This is a genomic window from Mesorhizobium sp. WSM1386, from assembly GCF_055901595.1.
In genome coordinates, this window is sequence record NZ_CM148373.1 from 1,125,039 (window position 1) to 1,144,753 (window position 19,715).

At 63.7% G+C, this 19,715-nt stretch carries 18 protein-coding genes; 11 read left to right on the forward strand and 7 right to left on the reverse strand.

The annotated features are described in order from the left end of the window. Position 1: 1 nt before the first annotated feature. Positions 2-253, reverse strand: coding sequence for a hypothetical protein (locus tag AC0NIH_RS05460; RefSeq protein ID WP_013892381.1), 252 nt, complete (start codon positions 251-253; stop codon positions 2-4). A gap of 198 nt (positions 254-451) precedes the next feature. Here AC0NIH_RS05460 and AC0NIH_RS05465 point away from each other — a divergent pair, with 198 nt between their 5' ends. The 6 genes from AC0NIH_RS05465 to ppa all read left to right on the forward strand — a co-directional run bounded on the left by AC0NIH_RS05465 (position 452) and on the right by ppa (position 5,033). Next, complete coding sequence (locus tag AC0NIH_RS05465; RefSeq protein ID WP_352713770.1) at positions 452-1,090, forward strand: LemA family protein; 639 nt, start codon at positions 452-454, stop codon at positions 1,088-1,090. A gap of 177 nt (positions 1,091-1,267) precedes the next feature. Beyond that, on the forward strand, positions 1,268-2,104 hold the full coding sequence (locus AC0NIH_RS05470; protein ID WP_473460988.1) for a TPM domain-containing protein: 837 nt from the start codon (positions 1,268-1,270) through the stop codon (positions 2,102-2,104). Positions 2,105-2,174: 70 nt separating this feature from the next. Next, on the forward strand, positions 2,175-2,999 hold the full coding sequence (locus AC0NIH_RS05475; protein ID WP_473461175.1) for a TPM domain-containing protein: 825 nt from the start codon (positions 2,175-2,177) through the stop codon (positions 2,997-2,999). A 4-nt stretch (positions 3,000-3,003) separates the two neighbouring features. Continuing rightward, complete coding sequence (locus AC0NIH_RS05480) at positions 3,004-3,642, forward strand: TPM domain-containing protein (protein WP_473460991.1); 639 nt, start codon at positions 3,004-3,006, stop codon at positions 3,640-3,642. Positions 3,643-3,791: 149 nt separating this feature from the next. After that, on the forward strand, positions 3,792-4,298 hold the full coding sequence (locus AC0NIH_RS05485) for a GNAT family N-acetyltransferase (protein WP_023766007.1): 507 nt from the start codon (positions 3,792-3,794) through the stop codon (positions 4,296-4,298). 201 nt (positions 4,299-4,499) lie between these two features. Next, complete coding sequence (gene ppa, locus AC0NIH_RS05490) at positions 4,500-5,033, forward strand: inorganic diphosphatase (RefSeq protein ID WP_023766008.1); 534 nt, start codon at positions 4,500-4,502, stop codon at positions 5,031-5,033. 9 nt (positions 5,034-5,042) lie between these two features. On the opposite strand, the gene AC0NIH_RS05495 is transcribed toward ppa, so the two are convergent. Both AC0NIH_RS05495 and AC0NIH_RS05500 read right to left on the reverse strand, forming a co-directional pair. Further along, on the reverse strand, positions 5,043-5,636 hold the full coding sequence (locus AC0NIH_RS05495) for a hypothetical protein (protein ID WP_023777548.1): 594 nt from the start codon (positions 5,634-5,636) through the stop codon (positions 5,043-5,045). Positions 5,637-5,680: 44 nt separating this feature from the next. Beyond that, positions 5,681-6,298, reverse strand: a complete 618-nt coding sequence (locus AC0NIH_RS05500; protein WP_013892389.1) for a TetR/AcrR family transcriptional regulator — start codon at positions 6,296-6,298, stop codon at positions 5,681-5,683. A gap of 74 nt (positions 6,299-6,372) precedes the next feature. Between AC0NIH_RS05500 and AC0NIH_RS05505 the strand changes: the two genes are divergently transcribed. Both AC0NIH_RS05505 and AC0NIH_RS05510 read left to right on the forward strand, forming a co-directional pair. After that, on the forward strand, positions 6,373-7,656 hold the full coding sequence (locus AC0NIH_RS05505; protein ID WP_473460995.1) for an MFS transporter: 1,284 nt from the start codon (positions 6,373-6,375) through the stop codon (positions 7,654-7,656). Between the two features lie 170 nt (positions 7,657-7,826). Beyond that, on the forward strand, positions 7,827-9,401 hold the full coding sequence (locus AC0NIH_RS05510) for an alkaline phosphatase D family protein (protein ID WP_473460998.1): 1,575 nt from the start codon (positions 7,827-7,829) through the stop codon (positions 9,399-9,401). 14 nt (positions 9,402-9,415) lie between these two features. Here AC0NIH_RS05510 and AC0NIH_RS05515 read toward each other — a convergent pair whose 3' ends face one another. After that, positions 9,416-9,697 carry a hypothetical protein gene (locus AC0NIH_RS05515; protein WP_245264223.1) on the reverse strand — a complete coding sequence of 94 codons (282 nt, stop codon included), beginning with the start codon at positions 9,695-9,697 and terminating at the stop codon, positions 9,416-9,418. A 196-nt stretch (positions 9,698-9,893) separates the two neighbouring features. Between AC0NIH_RS05515 and typA the strand changes: the two genes are divergently transcribed. Further along, a complete protein-coding gene (gene typA / locus AC0NIH_RS05520) occupies positions 9,894-11,723 on the forward strand; it encodes a translational GTPase TypA (RefSeq protein ID WP_140572999.1) in 1,830 nt (609 codons plus the stop codon). 58 nt (positions 11,724-11,781) lie between these two features. Here typA and AC0NIH_RS05525 read toward each other — a convergent pair whose 3' ends face one another. Next, entirely contained in the window at positions 11,782-12,408 is a 627-nt protein-coding gene (locus AC0NIH_RS05525) for a DUF1062 domain-containing protein (protein WP_352713750.1), read from the reverse strand. Positions 12,409-12,834: 426 nt separating this feature from the next. On the opposite strand from AC0NIH_RS05525, the gene AC0NIH_RS05530 reads away from it, so the two are divergent. Beyond that, positions 12,835-13,449: a LysE family translocator gene (locus AC0NIH_RS05530; protein ID WP_473461001.1), complete on the forward strand. Its 615-nt coding sequence runs from the start codon at positions 12,835-12,837 to the stop codon at positions 13,447-13,449. Positions 13,450-13,458: 9 nt separating this feature from the next. Here the strand turns inward: AC0NIH_RS05530 and AC0NIH_RS05535 are convergent, their stop codons facing one another. Further along, positions 13,459-13,785 (reverse strand): YciI family protein, encoded by a 327-nt coding sequence (locus tag AC0NIH_RS05535; protein WP_023766017.1) that lies wholly within the window; start codon positions 13,783-13,785, stop codon positions 13,459-13,461. A gap of 136 nt (positions 13,786-13,921) precedes the next feature. Then, positions 13,922-14,485, reverse strand: coding sequence for a peroxidase-related enzyme (locus AC0NIH_RS05540; RefSeq protein ID WP_023766018.1), 564 nt, complete (start codon positions 14,483-14,485; stop codon positions 13,922-13,924). 152 nt (positions 14,486-14,637) lie between these two features. Between AC0NIH_RS05540 and AC0NIH_RS05545 the strand changes: the two genes are divergently transcribed. Next, a complete protein-coding gene (locus tag AC0NIH_RS05545) occupies positions 14,638-19,428 on the forward strand; it encodes an NAD-glutamate dehydrogenase (protein WP_473461004.1) in 4,791 nt (1,596 codons plus the stop codon). Positions 19,429-19,715 lie beyond the last annotated feature (287 nt).

Here is a 19,715-nt window from a genome sequence, read left to right on the forward strand (position 1 = left end):
CCTAGCTGCCCCGGATGAGGAAAAGCACGAGCCAGACCATCAGGCCCAGCGCCAGAAGCAGGCCGAGTATCCTGCCAATGCGCGTACCCCAGACCTCGACCGGGTCCGCGCGGTCGGCGTCGGCGGCGGCGACGTGGTCGCGCACGCCTTTCGCGGTCCGCGCCACCAGCGAGGTGCCGGACGGATCGGTCTCCTGCGCGACGCGCTCGAGGATACGGCGCGATTCGTTGTCGCTGTCCTGTCGTCCGGCCATGATGGTGTCCTGCCTTCCGCCGACCTTATCGTGATCGCCTCGCCAATTACAGTGTCTTGTCAATTGCAGGATATTGCTAGCTATTACAGGGTCTTGCGGCCGATGGTAACGTGCCGATAACCCGTTCCCGCCGAGGCCGTTTTCTTGCGCGCCGATTGTGGTAATGCTTCGCATGCAACTTCTGTCGAGGGACCGATCATGCTTGCCCAGCGCCTTGCCTCACCATCCATGTTCCGCACGCTTCCCGCCTTACTGATGATGGCTTTCGTGCTGCCGCTGCTTGCCGGCTGCGGTTACAACACCATCCCGACGGCCGAGGAAAACGCCAGGGCGGCATGGAGCGAGGTGCTGAACCAGTACCAGCGCCGCGCCGACCTCATCCCCAACCTGGTCGAGACGGTCAAGGGCTACGCCTCGCATGAGAAGGACACGCTCGACGCGGTGGTCGAGGCGCGCGCCAAGGCGACGCAGATCACGGTGACGCCGGAAACGCTCAAGGATCCCGAAGCGCTCAAGAAGTTCCAGGATGCTCAGGCCGGGCTGACCAGCGCCCTGTCGCGGCTGATCGCGGTGTCGGAAGCCTATCCGGATCTCAAGGCCAACCAGAACTTCCTGGCGCTGCAGGCGCAGCTCGAAGGCACGGAAAACCGCATCGCGGTGTCGCGCCGCGACTATATCCAGGCGGTCAGGGACTACAATCTGACGCTGAGGACCTTCCCGTCGGTGCTGTGGGCGACCTTCTGGTTCCGCGGCAACGAGCCGTTCGCCAATTTCACGGTGGACGAAGACAAGATGCAGGTGCCGAAGGTGGATTTCGGCACGAAACAGGGCGGGTGATAGGCGACTGTCATCGGAATAAATCCCGCGAAATGACGGACCGCTGGCGTGCAAACACCCCCCTCTGTCCTGCCGGACATCTCCCCCTCAAGGGGGGAGATTGGACGTTATATGGGTCTTCGCCAATAACCGACGCAGAAGGATGAGCGATGCGCTCAAAACCGCCAATCTCCCCCCTTGAGGGGGAGATGTCCGGCAGGACAGAGGGGGGCGCCTCGCGCTTACCTCACCCTTCTTTGTCTTCTTGCCAGCTTCTTTCTCCCCATCACCGCCTTCGCCGCCGAACTGCCTGCCCTTACCGGCCGGGTGGTCGACAATGCGGGCATCATCGATGCCGCGACCAAGGCGGCGCTGACGCAGAAGCTCGCCGACTTCGAGACCAAGGGCTCCGACCAGATCGTCGTCGCCACGATCCCCAGCCTCGGCGGCGAGGAGATCGAACCCTATGCCAACCGGCTGTTCCGCTTCTGGAAGCTCGGCCAGGCAAAGGAAAACAACGGCGTGCTTTTGCTGGTCGCGCCGAACGACCGCAAGATGCGCATCGAGGTCGGCTACGGGCTGGAAGGCACGCTGACCGACCTGCACACCAAGCTGATCATCGAAAACGACATGGTGCCGGCCTTCCGCACCGGAGATTTTTCCGGCGGCATAGCCAAAGCCGTCGACGACATGGTCATGGTGCTGGAAGGCAATCCGGAGGAACTGGAAGCGCGGGGAAAACGCAACCAGCAGGCGCCGTTCAATTCCGACGACCTGTTCTTCGCCATTTTCATCAGCATCTGGGCAATCATCTTCTTCGGCAGCATCGCGGCCTCGATCCTGCCGCCGATCTTCGGCCAGAAGCTCGGACCCGGACGCTATCGCTGGCTCGGCATGACCTTCGAGCCCGGCCGGCGATCCTCGAGCGGTGGCTGGTCCTCGGGTAGTTCCGGCGGTGGCTGGTCTTCGGGTGGCGGTGGCTTTTCCGGCGGCGGCGGTTCGTCCGGCGGCGGCGGCTCATCTGGCAGCTGGTGAGCCCATGCCAAGGCCCGCCCTCGCTCTTTCGATATCCGGTCATTTCGCCAAGGGGTTGCGCCTTGCGCTGATGTCCACGGTGGCGCTGCTGTTTGCCTTGCTCAGCGCCTTCGCCGCCGAACTGCCTGCTCTGACCGGGCGGGTCGTCGACAATGCCGGCATCATCGATGCCGGCACCAAGGCGGCGCTGACGCAGAAGCTCGCCGACTTCGAGACCAAGGGCTCCGACCAGATCGTCGTCGCCACGATCCCCAGCCTCGGCGGCGAGGAGATCGAACCCTATGCCAACCGGCTGTTCCGCTTCTGGAAGCTCGGCCAGGCAAAGGAAAACAATGGCGTGCTTTTGCTGGTCGCGCCGAACGACCGCAAGATGCGCATCGAGGTCGGCTACGGGCTGGAAGGCACGCTGACCGACCTGCACACCAAGCTGATCATCGAAAACGACATGGTGCCGGCCTTCCGCGCCGGCGACTTCTCCGGCGGCATAGCCAAGGCCGTCGACGACATGGTCATGGTGCTCGAAGGCAATCCGGAGGAGCTGGAAGCGCGGGGAAAACGCAATCCCGCCGACAGCGGCACATCCATCGACCCGATTGCCGCGGTGTTCCTGATCCTATGGGCGACGATGTTCTTCGGTGGCCTGGCGATGGCATTCCTGCCGCCGATGTTCGGCACGAAACTGTCGCCGGGCGTGTATAGATGGCTGGGCATGACGTTTCGTTATGGCCGGGGCCCGAGCGGATCCTCGGGCACCAGCGGCTGGACAACGGGCTCGTCGGGTGGCGGCTGGTCGTCGGGAAGTTCCGGCGGCGGCTGGTCCTCGGGATCGAGCAGCGGCGGATTTTCGGGCGGTGGCGGCTCGTCCGGTGGTGGCGGTTCTTCAGGAAGCTGGTGAGACAATGGCAACACGACCGATCAACCCGCAGGATCATGAGCGCATCGCCGATGCAATCCGCGCCGCGGAAACCAGGACCGACGGCGAGATCTACTGTGTCGTGGCGCATGCCAGCGACGGCTATTTCGCCCCCGCCGCCTTGATGGCGATGCTGTGCATGCTGGTCGTCAGCCTCGCCGTCGCCTATGGGCTGGAGGCCTGGTGGCTCACCATCCGGCTGCCGCATTTCGTCCTCGCCCAGCTTTTGGCCCTGGCCTGCGTGCTGGCCCTGCTGTGGGCGCTGCCCGGCTTGCGCATCCACATGGTGCCACGGCGGCTGCGCTATCAGGCGGCACACGCCAATGCGATCAAGCAGTTCCTCGCCCGCAACGTCCACCGCACCGCGGCGCGCACCGGCGTGCTGGTCTTCGTCTCGATCGCCGAGCGCTATGCCGAGGTGGTCGCGGATTCGGGCATCGACGCCAAGGTCGCCCAGCATGTCTGGGACAGCGTGGTGCGCGACTTGACCGCGCATGCCGGCAACGACCGGCTTGCCGACGGTTTCGTCAAGGCGATCGAGCAGGTGGGCGCGGTGCTGGCCGAGCATTTCCCGGTCACGTCCGGCGACACCAACGAACTTGACGACCATCTGGTCGAAATCTAAGCGCCTGCCGTCGAGATTGCTTTGCCGGTCCGGCCTGTTTCCGGACGGGCTTTGCACGATGTCACCTACCATGATCGTCTGTGAGAAAGCGGTTGGCGGGCTGCCCGGACTCTTGCAATCGGCCAGTGCGGGTTTATGGTTAACAAATCATGAATACGCTGACGATCGACATCCGGAAGGCAGAGCCGCGCGACGCTGGCGCTATCGCCGAGGTGCATCTGGAAGCCTGGCGCGGCGCCTATTCCGGCATCATTCCGCACCGCACGCTGACATCGATGATCAATCGCCGTGGCGCCGACTGGTGGGCGAATGCGATTCGCCGCGCCGCGACCGTCCTTGTGGTCGAGATCGGCGGCACGATCGCCGGCTACGCGACCATCGGCAAGAACCGGGCCCGGGAACTCAAGCAGCAGGGCGAGATCTACGAACTCTATTTGCGCCCGGAATATCAGGGCATCGGCCTCGGGCGGCGGCTGTTTTCAGCCGCCAAGGCGCGGCTTGCCGACCATGGCCTGAAAGGCATGGTGGTGTGGGCGCTGGAAGACAACCAGAACGCGCTCGCCTTCTACGCCGGCGCCGGCGGCCGCGACATCGCCGAAGGCGTCGAGATCTTCGAGCAGAAGGCGCTGAAGAAGGTGGCTTTCGTCTGGGAATGACCGCCGAGGGCTGATCGCGGAAAGCAAAGCCGGCTCGCGGGATAATCCAACGCGAAATCACGGCGCTGAAACATCTTGTTCCGATGATTGAACGTGCCGGATGCCATCGCGTCTCGCCCGACGTCGGTCAGCACCATTCGCCGCATTGCGCCATTCTGCGCCGCCCGCTATCTCCTCCCCATCGAGAGAGGGACAAAAGCCATGCGCATTGAAGCCATAGCCAGCGGAAAGAACCCGCCTGAGGACGTCAACGTCATCATCGAGGTGCCGATCGGCGGCGAGCCGATCAAGTACGAGATGGACAAGGAAGCCGGTACCTTGTTCGTTGACCGCTTCCTGCACACCTCGATGCGCTACCCCGGCAATTACGGCTTCGTGCCGCACACACTGTCGGGCGATGGCGATCCGATCGACGTGCTGGTCTGCAACACGCGCGCGCTGGTGCCGGGCTGCGTCATCAATGTCAGGCCGATCGGCGTGCTGATCATGGAAGACAATGCCGGCCAGGACGAAAAGATCATCGCCGTGCCGTCGCCCAAGCTGACGCTGCGCTACGAGAACGTCACCGAGTATACGCAGTTGCCCGACATCACCCGCCAGCAGGTGCAGCACTTCTTCGAGCACTACAAGGATCTCGAGCCCGGCAAATGGGTCAAGATCGAAGGCTGGCACGATTCCAAATACGCCAAGAAGATGATCATGGACGCGATCGAACGGGCGAAGAAGAGCAAGTAGCGCTTCTGATCAGTTGTCGACCCGGCCGAAGGCCGGCACATTGCCGATGACGGTGTGCCGGTCCTTGCCGCAGGCGAAGGTTCGCGCCTTCTCGTCGGCGAGTTTGCGGGCCTGGTCGTTGGCTTGCGGGTTGCCGGTGGCCAGTACCAGGCCGACGGTGCAGCCGGCGCGGGCGTCCATCTGGCCGACCTTGGCGACGAGCAACACTTCGGTCGACTTGTTCTCATCCTCGCCATTGCTGATCGTGCGGCGGTGGATGACCGCGAAGGGTACGGCTTTGTCGCCATTGGTCTCGACGCGCCATTCGACCTTGGCCCCGGACGAATTGAAGGCGGAAAAACTCTCCCAGGCGGATGTCATGTCGCCGCCGGGCGGAAAACCATAAAACAGCGATTCGCGGGCATCGTCATAGGCGATCAGCACGGGATAGCCGCGGTAGCCCGAACAGGCGAGGTCGGCCCAGTCGCCGTCGCCTTGTTCGGCCTGAGCGTAGGTCACGCAGTTCTTCTTCCAGTCGAGATCGGTATAGGCGCTCGATATGTCACCGGCATGGGCTGCCTGACAGAGGCCGGCGAGGGCAAGCGGGATCAGCAGGTTGCGCATGACGGATATCTCCGTTGGAGCTCGCCACAACGTATCGCCAATCGCTATTTCTTCAAGCTGGCTTCAATCAGCAGGTCGGCATTGCGGGCGACCGACTGCGCCGGCCCACCGAGCCCGAACAACTGGCCGCTGATATAGGCGCCCTCGAGCAGCAGCAGCAGCCCGTCGCCCAGCGTGTCGGCATCGCCAGCGCCCATCGCGGCGGCCATGGCGCGCAGCCGGCGGCGCAGTTCCTGCTTGTTGTCTTCGCTCACCATTCGGGCCGGATGGCCGTGCTCGGGGTATTCGACCGCTGCGTTGGTCATGCCGCAGCCGCGATAATCGGGTTTTTGCGTGCGCTTTCCGACGCGGGTCAGGAAAGCCTTGATCTGGGCGCGCGGATCGCCGGGATGGGCGTCGACAGCCTCGTCGAAGCGCTCCCAGAATTCGAGGTCGTATTGCCGCAGGTACGAGGCGGCCAATTCGTCCTTGGAAGGGAAGCTGCGATAGAGGCTGGGCTTGGTGACGCCGGCGCGCTTGACGATCTCGTCGACCCCGATCGCCCGGATGCCGCGCCGGTAGAACAGGTCGTAGGCGACGTCGAGGATTTTTTTGGCGGCCTTCGGCGGTGCCGATGCATGACCATCGCTGATGGTCAGTTCAATATTTTTGTCGGTTGGCATCATGGGACTCGGTTGACAATGTTACCGATCGGTACGTATACATGCTCCCATCCTGCAACGTACCGGTCAGTAACATGATAGCTCAATCCCGCCCGTTTGGCCAGCGCTACGCCTTCGTCGTGGTCGGCGTCATCTTCCTCTGCCTGCTGATCGCGGCCGGCCTGCGTTCGGCTCCCGCCGTCATGATGCTGCCGCTCGAAAACAGCTTCGGCTGGCGGCGCGACGTCATCTCGCTGGCCGCCGGTGTCGGCATCCTGCTCTATGGCCTGACCGGTCCGTTCGCCGCCGCGCTGATGGAGCGGATCGGACTGCGCCGCACGCTGATCGCCTCGCTGGTGATCATGTCGGGCTCGACCGCGCTCAGCCTTCTGATGACCGAGCCCTGGCATCTCTTCATCACCTGGGGCGTGTTCTCCGGCATCGGCTCCGGCGCCGTCGCCAGCGTGCTCGGCGCCACCATCGTCAACCGCTGGTTCAAGACCAATCGCGGCCTGGTCATGGGCTTGATGTCGGCCTCCAGCGCGACTGGCCTTCTGGTGTTCCTGCCGCTGCTTGCCTCGCTTGCGCAAACGGGCGGCTGGAAGCCGGTCGCCATCGCGGTCGCGGTCGCCACGGCCTGCCTGTTGCCGCTGGTCTGGCTGCTGGTGCCGGAGCGTCCGGTGTCGATCGGCATGGTGCGCTATGGCGCCGAGGCCGATGACGTGCCGCCGACATCGCCGGCATCGCAAGGCAATTTCCTGGCGCACACGCTCAACACGCTGCGCCGCGCCGCCGGCACGCGTGTGTTCTGGTATCTGTTCGCCACCTTCTTCGTCTGTGGCTTCACCACCAACGGGCTGGTCGGCACGCATTTGATCGCGTTCTGCGGCGACATGGGCATTGGCGAGGTGCAGGCGGCCGGCCTGCTGTCGATGATGGGCATTTTCGACCTGATCGGCACGACGCTGTCCGGCTGGCTCACCGACCGTTTCGACCCGCGCAAGCTGCTTGGCGTCTACTATGCCATCCGTGGCCTGTCGCTGATCTACCTGCCTTATTCCGGCTTCTCGGCGACCAGCCTGATCATCTTCGCGGTGCTCTATGGCCTCGACTGGATCGCCACCGTGCCGCCGACGCTCAGGCTCGCCAACGAGGCGTTCGGCGACCGCAGCGGACCGATCGTGTTCGGCTGGATCGTCGCCGGCCACCAGGTGGGGGCCGCCACGGCGGCGGCCTTCGGCGGCACCATGCGCGAGCTGCAGGGCAATTACGAACTGGCCTTCCTGATCGCCGGAATGACGGCCATCGCCGCCGCCTGCATCTCGCTGCTGATCAACACCAGCCGGCCGGCCTTCGACCCGGAACCGCAAGCGGCATAGGCGCGGCCCTCCCTTCTCCCCTTTTGGACCCGCAGCGTTACTGGGCGCGTGAGAGGAGACGGAAAGGGCAGCCCTGTTCATTGTTATCAAACGTTCATGATTTCGAGATGCGCCTGAAACATTGAGGCTGGAGCTTGGTGGCAACGTTCAACGCCATCTAGGAGACAGCCATGAACAAGCTCTCGATGACTCGCCGCGCTTTTGTCACCTCCGCCAGCGCCGTTGGTCTGGTCGGCGTTTCCAGCCTGGCGCTGCCCTATTATTCTCGTGCCAACCAGCGCCCGGCCTTCACCCATGGCGTCCAGTCGGGGGATGTCGACGCCACCAGCGGCATGGTGTGGACGCGCACCGATCGCCCGTCGCGTGTCATGTTCGAAGTGTCGTCGACCGAGAATTTCGCCAACGCGATCCGGCTGGCGCCGCTCGATACGTCGCCGGCCAGCGATTATACGGTCAGACGCCTGCTCACCGATCTCGCTTCCGATCAGGACATCTTCTACCGCATGACGGCAGCCGACCTCGCTGACATCAACGCCGTCTCCGAGCCGATCGTCGGCCGCTTCCGCACCGCGCCGGCTTCGAAGCGCGACATCAAGTTCGCTTGGTCGGGCGACACCGCCGGCCAGGGCTGGGGCATCGACGAGACCGGCATGAAGACCTACGCCACGATCGGCAAGCACACGCCCGATTTCTTCCTGCATTCGGGCGACACCATCTATGCCGACGGCGCGATGAAGGACGAGGTCGACCTGCCCGGCGGCGGCAAGTGGAAGAACGTCGTGCTAGTCGATGGCAAGCGCAAGGTCGCCGAGACGCTGGACGAATACCGCGACCAGTGGAAATACAACATGATGGACAGACACGTCCTGGGTCTCAGCGCCATCTGCCCGACCTTCTATCAGTGGGACGACCACGAGGTGCTGAACAACTGGTCGGATTCGAAAAATCTGAGCGCCGACAATCGCTACACGGAAACATCCATCCATGTGCTGGCGGCCCGCGCGGCCCGCGCCTTCCATGAGATGACGACGATCCGTTACGAGCCGTCGGAGCCGGGCCGCGTCTACCGCAAGATAGCCTACGGGCCGCTGCTCGACGTGTTCTTCCTCGACATGCGCTCCTATCGCGGCCCCAACGGTCCGGACATGCAGGATGAGATGACGCCGCAATCGCGCATGCTGGGCGAACAGCAGACGAAATGGCTGAAGCGGGAGCTAGCCAACTCCAAGGCGACATGGAAGATCATCGCCGCAGACATGCCGCTCGGCCTCGTCGTCTGGGACGATGGCGTCAAAAAGGCAGGCGCGGAGGCTGTCAGCAATGGTGACAACGGCCTGCCAAAGGGACGTGAGCTGGAGATCGCCGACCTGCTGCGCTACATCAAGAATGCTGGCATCAGCAACACCGTCTGGCTCACTGCCGACGTGCACTACACAGCCGCGCATTACTACAATCCCGAGAAGGCTCAGTTCCAGGACTTCAGTCCGTTCTGGGAATTCGTCTCCGGCCCCATCCATGCCGGAACGTTCGGCCCGAACGATTTCGACATGACCTTCGGTCCGGAGCTGAAGTTCATCAAGGCGCCGACAGCCGAGCAGGGGCAGAACCTGCCGCCGTCAACCGGCCTGCAATTCTTTGGCCTTGTCGACATTTCCGGCGCCACCGAGCAGATGACCGTGCGGCTGATGGATCGCGACGACAACGAACTCTACAAGATCACGCTCGACCCGGTACGGTCGGCGTAAAGACCTGAAGGTCGTCAGTCCGGGTAGCAGACCATTGGAATGTTCGGCCAGACGGCGCTGTCGCAGTTGGCTGCGTCCTGGCGCTGCTTGAAGGCGGCGCTGACCGGGCCAGTCACAATCGGATCGACGCCGTCGGGGGCGTCGGCGAAAGCCTGTTGGGCCGAAGGCGCATCGATCGGCAGGGACGACCGTGCTTCCTTCAGCGTCGCGGCCGACTGCGCGGCGTTGGCCGCCAGCAGAACGGCAAAGGCCGCGGAGGCGATTAGTGGCCAAAATCGGTTGAGTTTATCGGTCATGACGTTCGAACTGCCCGGGCCCTGAATGGTTCCCGCCTTGGTTAACAAAATCATTTCACACGCAGATGCTTAAGATTTGATGAGTATTTGGTGTTGCGCTTCCCCTTTCGCAACTGCGAAAAACCCTGTATGAGCCGCGCAACCGAAAGAGGCAGCGCCTTTGGCCTGCTGCCTGCAACGCTTCCGAGATCAGAACATGAAACTCCGTAATATCGCGATCATCGCGCACGTCGACCATGGAAAGACCACCCTGGTCGACCAGCTTTTGAAGCAGTCCGGCTCGTTCCGCGACAACCAGCGCGTAGCCGAACGCGCCATGGATTCCAACGACCTCGAAAAGGAACGCGGCATCACCATCCTGGCCAAGGCGACCTCGGTCGACTGGAAGGATACGCGCATCAACATCGTCGACACGCCCGGACACGCCGATTTCGGCGGTGAGGTCGAGCGCATCCTGTCGATGGTGGATTCGGCCATCGTGCTGGTCGACGCCGCCGAGGGCCCGATGCCGCAGACCAAGTTCGTGGTCGGCAAGGCGCTCAAGGTCGGCTTGAAGCCGATCGTCGTCATCAACAAGATCGACCGGCCGGACGCCCGCCATGTCGAGGTCGTCAACGAGGTGTTCGACCTGTTCGCGGCCCTCGACGCCACCGACGAGCAGCTCGACTTCCCGATCCTCTATGGTTCGGGCCGCGACGGCTGGGTCTCGGAAAATCCGGAAGGCCCCAAGGACCAGCAGCTTGCGCCGCTGTTCGATCTCGTGATCAAGCATGTGCCGGCGCCGACCGTTCATCCCGGCCCGTTCCGCATGATCGGCACCATCCTGGAAGCCAATCCGTTCCTCGGCCGCATCATCACCGGCCGCATCGAGAGCGGCACGCTGAAGTCGAACCAGGCGGTCAAGGTACTGCACAATGACGGCACGCAGATCGAAACCGGCCGCATCTCCAAGATTCTCGCCTTCCGTGGCCTCGAGCGCCAGCCGATCGAAGAAGCGCAAGCGGGCGACATCGTCGCCATCGCCGGCCTGTCCAAGGGCACCGTCGCCGACACGTTCTGCGACCTGGCGGTGACCGAGGCGCTGCATGCGCAGCCGATCGATCCGCCGACCGTGACCATGTCCTTCCTGGTCAATGACAGCCCGCTCGCCGGCACCGAAGGCGACAAGGTGACCAGCCGCGTCATCCGCGACCGCCTGCTGCGCGAAGCCGAAGGCAATGTCGCGCTGAAGATCGAGGAATCGCCCGACAAGGATTCGTTCTTCGTCTCCGGCCGCGGCGAATTGCAGCTCGCCGTGCTGATCGAGACGATGCGCCGCGAAGGCTTTGAAATCGCCGTGTCGCGTCCTCGCGTCGTCATGCAGAAGGGCGACAACGGCGAATTGCTGGAGCCGGTCGAGGAAGTCGTCATCGACGTCGACGAGGAACATGCCGGCGTGGTGGTGCAGAAGATGTCGGAGCGCAAGGCCGAGATGGTCGAGCTGCGCCCGTCCGGCGGCAACCGCCAGCGCATCGTCTTCCACGCGCCGACGCGCGGCCTGATCGGCTACCAGTCGGAACTGTTGACCGATACGCGCGGCACCGCCGTGATGAACCGCCTGTTCCATGCCTATGAGCCCTACAAGGGCGAACTGCCGGGCCGCACCAACGGCGTGCTGATCTCCAACGAGCAGGGCGAGTCCGTGGCCTACGCCATGTGGAACCTGGAAGACCGCGGCCCGATGGTCATTGATCCGGGCGTCAAGGTCTATCAGGGCATGATCATCGGCATCCACTCCAGGGACAACGACCTCGAAGTCAACGTGCTGAAGGGCAAGAAGCTGACCAACATCCGCGCCGCCGGCAAGGACGAGGCGGTCAAGCTCACCCCGCCGATCCGCATGACGCTGGAACGCGCGCTGGCCTGGATCCAGGACGACGAGCTGGTCGAAGTGACGCCGAAGACCATTCGCCTGCGCAAGCTCTATCTCGACCCGAACGAGCGCAAGCGCTTCGAGAAGTCGGCCAAGGCGGTCGGCGCGGCGTAATCTTCTGATTCCTTGTATAAAAAGGGGCGGAGCACCGCGTGCTCCGCCCCTTTTTCATTCAACCGCCGGCTGCCGAGATGATGGCTTCGCGGTCGGGTTCACTCTCCAGATCGATCAGCACGATCGTCCCCTCGCGAGCCCCTCTGCGCAGAGCTTTGGCCCCGTCCGGTCCTATGGCCAGCAATCGCCTCTCTTGCAAGGCCTGAAGCCGCGACCGCGAGATGCCGAGTTCGTTGGCAAGCAGGCGGTCGAGGCGGAGCGATATCGGCATTTCCAGCCCAAGCCTGAGTTCCAGCGCTGTCGCGCTCTCGCTTGTCTCCCCAACCAGATGCCTTTGCACGGCGACATCGGGAAACTCCTCGACACGTCCTACCTGATTGCGAAGCGCGGAGACGTCGAAGGCATGGCGCCGGGCCAGCCCCGGATCATTGCTTTCGAGCGCCTGGAGCAGCGCCGGTTCGATGTCGCGGCGGTTGCAGCGCTCAAAAATGCCGAAATTCCAGGAATTGTCGCAATCGACGCAGCGATAGATCAGCCACACGTCGATGCGCTTGCCGTTGGCGTTGACGCGGAACTTTTCGCTGCAGCGATACGCCTTCACGCCGCCGCAGCGATTACAGTTGACCAGGGGTCGAGGAGCGATTGCGGGCGCGATCGCCCAGTCGATACGCACAATGCCGGACATGCCGATAAGCCCTTCCCGTCGGGAAGTTCATCAGGTCGGCAATCTCGAGATGCCCATGCGGGCGCGGCGTGGCGATAGGTTGCGGAGATCGTGAAGTCAGGTGTCGCTGGCGGAAAGCGCGACAGCGGTTCAGCAGTGCCAAACCGGTCTCGAACCGCCGCCAGAGGAACACATGAAAATGAAACCAGGCACCACGAATGCGGCGCCATGCAGGTGTGTCGGGGGAGTTGACGAGACCGGCGGTTACGTAGGCAAAGTGAAGCTCAAAAATTGTTTCGCGGCGGTTCTTCTAGCCGCGGGACGCGGAGCCGGCAAGGGATCGCGAGCACGGAGGCCTGGGCTGCCGACCAAAGCGATTACCTTGTCTTTGCCAATGCTGCTGTTGCTGGTTAGTGTGGCAGTCAAACCTCAGTCGAGATCCTTGCCATGCATCTCACCTCGCTGCTCATTTTCGCCGCCGCCCTGTTTGTCGCTGCCGGCTCACCGGGCCCCTCGATCGCGGCTCTGGTCGCGCGGGTCATCTCGAAGGGCTTTCGTGACGTGTTCCCGTTCCTGCTCGCCATGTGGATCGGCGAGGGCATCTGGCTATCGCTGGCGGTGTTCGGGCTGGCCGTCGTGGCGCAGACCTTCCATTTCGCCTTCGTCGTGATGAAGTGGGTCGGCGTCGCCTATCTCGCCTACCTCGCCTGGAAAATGTGGACCGCACCTGTCGACGCCAAGGAAGGCGAGATGCCGCGCGAGGATTCACCGGTGAAGCTGTTCTTTGCCGGCATGGCGGTGACGATCGGCAACCCCAAGATCATGATGTTCTACCTGGCGCTGCTGCCGACCATCATCGACCTGGCCTCGGTCAGCATCGTCGGCTGGGTCGAGCTGACGGCGACCATGGCCGTGGTGCTCATTTCCATCGATCTCGCCTGGGTGCTCGCCGCCTCGCAGGCGCGCAAGCTGCTGAAGAGCAAGCGCGCCATGAAGATCGCCAACCGCATCAGCGCCACGACGATGGCCGGCGCCGCCGCGGCCATCGCGGCGCGGTCCTGAACCGGCGCGTCAACCCATAATATTGAGGATCGGCGCGATCTCGACGTTGCAGTTCGGCTCCATCAGGATCGGACAATCCTTGGCTTTGCTGGTGGCGTCGTCGATGTCTTTCGCCTCGATGATCGAATAGCCGCCGGTCGGGTTGCTGCCGCCATTGTTCTCGACCTTGCCGCCGGGCAGGACGGTTTTCGACATGCCAACCGGATTGCCACGGTCGACCACAGCCGAGCCAAGTTTTCCGAACCAGCCCGTCCAGCTGTCCGTCAAAGCCTTTAGATCGGCCTCGGTCGCCGGCATCTTGCCGGAACCGTGATAGACGTAGAGAAATTTCGCCATGTTCTCCTCCCTTCATCAGCGGCATCGAACCGGCATGCGGTCACGCCGCGCGCCGATCATCGGACCAAACGGGCAAACAATCAACGAAGATGAGGGATAGCTGATATAAGGCGGGCAGGATTCCGGCCGCCGCGCCTCACCTTGCCATGGCGTGGTATTCGTCGTTCGGCCGCATGTCGATCGCCGCCGCCACGCGGTTCGACATGTTGAAGAAGGCAGCGGTCGAGGCGATGTCCCATATGTCGCGATCGGTGAAGCCGGCGTCGCGCAGCGCTGCCCGATCAGCCTCGACGATCTTTGCCGGCTGTTCGGTCAGCTTGACGGCGAATTCGAGCATTGCGGTCTGCCTGGGCGAAAGATCGGCGGCGCGGAAATTCATCACCATCATCTCGCCGAGCGCCGGGTCGCCGGACAGCTGGCGCACCGCCGCGCCATGCGCGGTCAGGCAATAATAGCAATGGTTGATGGAGGAGACGGCGACCGCGATCATCTCGCGCTCCAGCTTCGACAGGCCTGACTCACCCAGCATCAGATCGTTGTACATGTCGGTGAAGGCGCGCAGTTTCTTGTCGTCGAAAGCGTAGGCCTTGAGCACGTTGGGAACGAGGCCGAGCTTCTCCTCGCATTTGGCGAAATAGGCTTTTGTCGGCTCGCTCAACTCTTCGGGAGCCAGATCAAGCGCCGAAATCTTGCCGTTCATTGCTCATCTCTCCACCCTGGATGATGGCTTGCCGCCGAATTCCGACAATTGGAATTCCGATAATTCTTGGCAAGCCGTCAAACCTTTGTCGCCAAACAGCGGTCATCTGCTACCATAGTCTCAAAAGCATGCGACGGGAGGCAAGAAGCACCATGGCCAGCGTGAAAACCGCAGCTAAGTCGAAAAAGAAGGCAACAGCGGCGGCGAAAACGGAGGAAAGGCCAGCCAGGCTTGCCGATTACCTGCTTGCCCGCGCGCCGGCCGAAGATATCGCCGCCTATGAAGTGGCCGACCTCGAACGCGCCGCCGACCTCGCCGGTCAGGCGGTCGCCGGGCACAAGAAGGGTGAATGCGTCGTCGCCGTCGAGGCCGATTCGGGTGTCTTCCGCGAAGGCCGGCCCGTAACGGTCATCACCGTCGTCAACGACAACATGCCGTTCCTGTTCGATTCCATCCTCGGCGAGGTCACGGAAACCGCCGGCGAGCCGAGCCTGGTCACCCACCCGGTCATCACGGTTCGCCACGGCAAGGGCGGAGTGGAAGAGATCCTCGGCGATGGCAATTTCGCCAAGGACGACGGCAGCCACGATCGGCTGAGCGTCATCCACGTTCATATTCCACGGGTGACGGTCGAAGCTGCGAGCGGCTTGACCGAGCGGCTGCGCAAGATGCTCGGCCAGGTTCACGCCGCCGTCCACGACTGGAAGCCGATGCTGGCCCGGCTCGACCAGGCGATCTCGGAGTTCCGCTATTCGGCGGTGCCGCTCGACAAGAAGAGCGTTGCCGAAGCTATCGCTTTCCTGGAGTGGCTGCGCGACGACAATTTCACCTTCCTCGGCATGCGCGAATTCAAATACACCGGCGGCGAGGAAAGCGGCACGCTGGAGCGCGCCGACAAGGCCGGCCTCGGCATCCTGACGGATCCCGACGTGCTGGTGCTCAGGCGCGGCACCGAAGCGGTGACGACGACACCGGAAATCCGCGCCTTCCTGCACGGGCCGGAGCCGCTGATCGTCACCAAGGCCAATGCCAAGTCGCTGGTGCACCGCCGCATCTATCTCGATTACGTCGGCATCAAGACCTACACCGCCAAGGGCGCGTTGGCGGGCGAACTGCGCATCGTCGGCCTGTTCACCTCCACCGCCTACACGCGCTCGGTGATGAAGATCCCCTATCTGAGGTCCAAGGCCGAAACCATCATCGCCAAGTCCGGCTTCGACCGCCACGATCATTCCGGCAAGGCACTGATCAACGTGCTGGAGAGCTATCCGCGCGACGAACTGTTCCAGGTGCCGGTGCCGATCCTGAGAAAGCACGCCGCGGCCATTCTTGGCCTGGTCGAGCGGCCGCGGGTGCGGGCGCTGGTGCGTGCCGACCAGTTCGACCGCTTCGTCTCGATCCTCGTCTTCGTGCCGCGCGACCGCTACGACAGCGTCGTGCGCGAGAAGATCGGCGCCTATCTGAAAACCGTTTTCGAGGGCCGGCTGTCGGCCTATTACCCGGCCTTCCCCGAAGGCGGGCTGGCGCGCGTGCATTTCATCATCGGCCGTTCCGGCGGCAAGACGCCGAAAGTCGAGCAGGCGACGATCGAGGCGGCGATCCGAGACATCGTGCGGACCTGGGAGGATGCCCTTTCCGACGCGGCGGATGCCCATGGCGGCGACCAGGCGCTGAAGGCGATCGCCGCGAGGCTGCCGGAGAGCTATCGCGATTCGTTCAGCGCGACGGAGGCATTGGTCGATGCCGGGCGCATCGCCAAGATCGGCGCCGACAATCCGATCGCCATCGACTACTACCGCCATGCCGAGCAGAAGCCGCATCAGGCGGCGCTGAAGATTTTTCACCATGCCAGCCCGGTGGCGCTGTCGCGGCGCGTTCCGCTGCTGGAAAACATCGGCTTTCGCGTCATCAGCGAGCGCACCTTCGAGGTTGGTGACGAGCAGTCCGGCAGGGTCTTCATCCACGACATGGAGTTGGAGAACAGCTATGGCAAGCCGATCAACCTCGGCGATGGCGGCGCGTTGTTCGAGGACGCGTTCCTGTCCGTCTGGCGCGGCGACGTGGACAATGACGGCTATAACGGCCTTGCCCAGACCGCCGGCCTGTGGTCCGACGAAATCACGATCCTGCGCGCCTATGGCCGCTATCTGCAGCAGGTCGGCATTCCGCAAAGCCAGGACTTCATCGCCGCGGCACTGAACCGCTATCCCGACATCGCGCGCGGCCTGCATGCGCTGTTCATCGCCCGGCTTGGCCCGACCGCCGAGGGCGAAGGCGTGGTGGCAGCCAAGCATCTCAAGGCCAAGATCAAGGATGCGCTCGAAGATGTGCCCAACATCGATGACGACACCATCATCCGCCGCTACCTCAATCTGATCGAAGCCTCGCTGCGCACCAATCATTTCGTTGCCGATACGAAGGAGAAAGGCCAGTCGCTGGCGATCAAGCTCGACTCGCAAGCGGTGGAAGGGCTGCCGGCGCCACGGCCGTGGCGGGAGATCTTCGTCTACGGTTCCGAGGTCGAGGGCCTGCATCTGCGCTTCGGCCCGGTGGCGCGCGGCGGCCTGCGCTGGTCTGACCGCGCCCAGGACTACCGCACCGAGGTGCTCGGCCTGGTCAAGGCGCAACAGGTCAAGAACGCGGTCATCGTGCCGGTCGGTGCCAAGGGCGGCTTCTATCCGAAAAAGCTGCCGATGAGCGCCGGGCGCGACGCGATCTTCGAGGCCGGCACATCGGCCTACAAGAATTTCGTCTCCAGCCTTTTGTCGATCACCGACAATATCGGGCTGGACGGCGTCATTCCACCGGCCGGCGTCGTCAGGCGCGACCAGGACGATCCGTACTTCGTCGTCGCCGCCGACAAAGGCACGGCGACCTTCTCCGACACCGCCAACGCGATCTCCGAGAAACACGGCTTCTGGCTCGACGACGCCTTCGCCAGCGGCGGCTCGGCCGGCTATGACCACAAGAAGATGGGCATCACCGCCAAGGGCGCCTGGGAAGCGGTCAAGCGGCATTTCCGCGAGATCAACCGCGATATCCAGACGTCGCCCTTCACGGTTGTCGGTGTCGGCGACATGTCGGGCGACGTGTTCGGCAACGGCATGCTGCTATCGCCGAAGACAAGGCTGATCGCCGCCTTCGACCATCGCGACATCTTCATCGATCCGGACCCGGACATGGCGGCCTCGATGGCCGAGCGCGAGCGCATGTTCGCTCTCGCCCGCTCATCCTGGCAGGACTACGACAAGAGCAAACTGTCGGAAGGCGGCATCATCGTCTCGCGCAACCAGAAGTCGATCACCTTGCCGGCGGCATCGGCGGCGGCGATCGGCTTGGCCAAGACGACCGCCACGCCGGTCGAGATCATGACCGCTATCCTCAAGGCGCCGGTCGATCTCCTGTGGTTCGGCGGCATCGGCACCTATCTCAGGGCATCGACCGAAACCAACGCCGAGGTCGGCGACCGTGCCAACGATGCCGTCCGCATCACGGCACTTGACGTTCGTGCCAAGGTGATCGGCGAGGGCGCCAATCTTGGCGTCACGCAGCGGGCGCGCATCGAGTTCGGCATGAATGGCGGCCGCTGCAATTCCGACGCCATCGACAATTCGGGCGGCGTCAACTGCTCCGACGTCGAGGTCAACATCAAGATCGCGTTGGCGTCGGCCATGCGCAAAGGATCGCTGACGCGTCCGGCGCGCAACAAGCTGCTGGCCGAGATGACCGGCGAGGTCGGCTCGCTGGTGCTGTCGAACAACTACCAGCAGACGCTGGCGCTTTCGATCGCGCGCAAGCGCGGGCTCGCCGACATCGCGCATCAGGCGCGGTTCATGACCGCGCTCGAGGCCCGCGGCCTGCTCGACCGTGCCGTCGAGACGCTGCCGTCTCCGGCGGCGCTTGCCGAGCGCGAGGCACGCGGCGAGCCGCTGACCCGGGCGGAGCTCGGCGTGCTGCTCGCCTACGCCAAGATCGTGCTGTTTTCCGACATCGTCGCCAGCGACGTGCCTGATGATGCGCATTTCGACCGCGACCTGATGGGCTATTTCCCGGACCGGATGGGCAAGAAATACGCCGCCGAGATCCACGGCCATAGGCTGCGCCGCGAGATCATTGCCCGTGTCGTCGCCAACGACCTGGTCAATCGCGGCGGCCCGTCCTTCGTCAACCGGCTACAGGAAGCGACGGGCCGCACCGCCGCCGACGTGGTGCGCACCTTCGCGGTGGTGCGCGACGGCTTTGCGCTGCCGGCGCTCTATCGCGAGATCGACGCGCTCGACAGCCAGATCGACGGCCAGGTGCAACTCGATCTCTACCAGATGGTTAGTCGGCTGATCTATGTGACCTGCGGCTGGTATCTGAAGAACGATGCCGGCACGGCGCCGCTCGGTCAGCGCATCGCCGAGCTGCAGGACGCGCGCAAGGCGCTGGAGCCGAAACTCGTTTCGCTGCTGCCGGCGTTTTCACGCGAGCGGATCGAGGAGAAGCGGCACGGGCTGTTCAAGGCCGGCGCGCCGGAAAGATTGGCCGGGCAGTTGGCTCTGAGCGAGGTGGCGGAATTGATCCCCGACATCGCCCTGACCGCGCGCACCGCCGGTGCCGACATCGTCGCCGCGGCCAAGGCGTTCTTCGCGGTCAGCGACGCTTTCCGCATCCCGCGCGTCGAGGACGCCGCACGCTCGATCACACCTTCGGACTATTATGACCAACTCGCTCTGTCCCGTGCCACAGACACGATCGGCGCGGCGCGGCGCGGCATCGCGGTGGCGGCGCTCACCGGCCATGCCGATACGGCGGACCCGGTGGCGGCCTGGCTGGAAGCCGGCGGCGAGCGGGTGGCGCGCATCCGCGAGCGGTTGCAGGCGCTGACCGAAGGCGGCGACATCACCGTGTCGCGGCTGTCGGTGGCGTCGGGACTGATGAGCGATCTGACGGGGATGTGAGGCCGATAGCGTGCATAGCAGCTTGGCGCATGCATTGTTATGCCGCGCTGGTCGACCCCCACTCCGTCTCGGCTTCGCCGAGCCACCTCTCCCCCGACCGACGGGCAGAGGAAAGGCGCCAAGCTTTTTTGTCGTCAACGCGCGTCCAGCAACGCTCCTTTCCTTTCCTCCGGAGGGGGGAAAGGTGGCGCTGCGAAGCAGCGACGGATTGGGGGAACCACGTGGCAATCGAGCCTCGGCCGATCAGTCACGCTAATCACACAAGATGTGCGCATAGCGTAGCTTTC

What these genes read in the sequence shown, in the direction of transcription:
- AC0NIH_RS05460 (WP_013892381.1), bottom strand. Translation starts at nt 253, where the DNA reads ATGGCCGGACGACAGGACAGCGACAACGAATCGCGCCGTATCCTCGAG.
- AC0NIH_RS05465 (WP_352713770.1), top strand. Translation starts at nt 452, where the DNA reads ATGCTTGCCCAGCGCCTTGCCTCACCATCCATGTTCCGCACGCTTCCC.
- AC0NIH_RS05475 (WP_473461175.1), top strand. Translation starts at nt 2,175, where the DNA reads ATGTCCACGGTGGCGCTGCTGTTTGCCTTGCTCAGCGCCTTCGCCGCC.
- AC0NIH_RS05480 (WP_473460991.1), top strand. Translation starts at nt 3,004, where the DNA reads ATGGCAACACGACCGATCAACCCGCAGGATCATGAGCGCATCGCCGAT.
- AC0NIH_RS05485 (WP_023766007.1), top strand. Translation starts at nt 3,792, where the DNA reads ATGAATACGCTGACGATCGACATCCGGAAGGCAGAGCCGCGCGACGCT.
- ppa (WP_023766008.1), top strand. Translation starts at nt 4,500, where the DNA reads ATGCGCATTGAAGCCATAGCCAGCGGAAAGAACCCGCCTGAGGACGTC.
- AC0NIH_RS05495 (WP_023777548.1), bottom strand. Translation starts at nt 5,636, where the DNA reads ATGCGCAACCTGCTGATCCCGCTTGCCCTCGCCGGCCTCTGTCAGGCA.
- AC0NIH_RS05500 (WP_013892389.1), bottom strand. Translation starts at nt 6,298, where the DNA reads ATGCCAACCGACAAAAATATTGAACTGACCATCAGCGATGGTCATGCA.
- AC0NIH_RS05505 (WP_473460995.1), top strand. Translation starts at nt 6,373, where the DNA reads ATGATAGCTCAATCCCGCCCGTTTGGCCAGCGCTACGCCTTCGTCGTG.
- AC0NIH_RS05510 (WP_473460998.1), top strand. Translation starts at nt 7,827, where the DNA reads ATGAACAAGCTCTCGATGACTCGCCGCGCTTTTGTCACCTCCGCCAGC.
- AC0NIH_RS05515 (WP_245264223.1), bottom strand. Translation starts at nt 9,697, where the DNA reads ATGACCGATAAACTCAACCGATTTTGGCCACTAATCGCCTCCGCGGCC.
- typA (WP_140572999.1), top strand. Translation starts at nt 9,894, where the DNA reads ATGAAACTCCGTAATATCGCGATCATCGCGCACGTCGACCATGGAAAG.
- AC0NIH_RS05525 (WP_352713750.1), bottom strand. Translation starts at nt 12,408, where the DNA reads ATGTCCGGCATTGTGCGTATCGACTGGGCGATCGCGCCCGCAATCGCT.
- AC0NIH_RS05530 (WP_473461001.1), top strand. Translation starts at nt 12,835, where the DNA reads ATGCATCTCACCTCGCTGCTCATTTTCGCCGCCGCCCTGTTTGTCGCT.
- AC0NIH_RS05535 (WP_023766017.1), bottom strand. Translation starts at nt 13,785, where the DNA reads ATGGCGAAATTTCTCTACGTCTATCACGGTTCCGGCAAGATGCCGGCG.
- AC0NIH_RS05540 (WP_023766018.1), bottom strand. Translation starts at nt 14,485, where the DNA reads ATGAACGGCAAGATTTCGGCGCTTGATCTGGCTCCCGAAGAGTTGAGC.
- AC0NIH_RS05545 (WP_473461004.1), top strand. Translation starts at nt 14,638, where the DNA reads ATGGCCAGCGTGAAAACCGCAGCTAAGTCGAAAAAGAAGGCAACAGCG.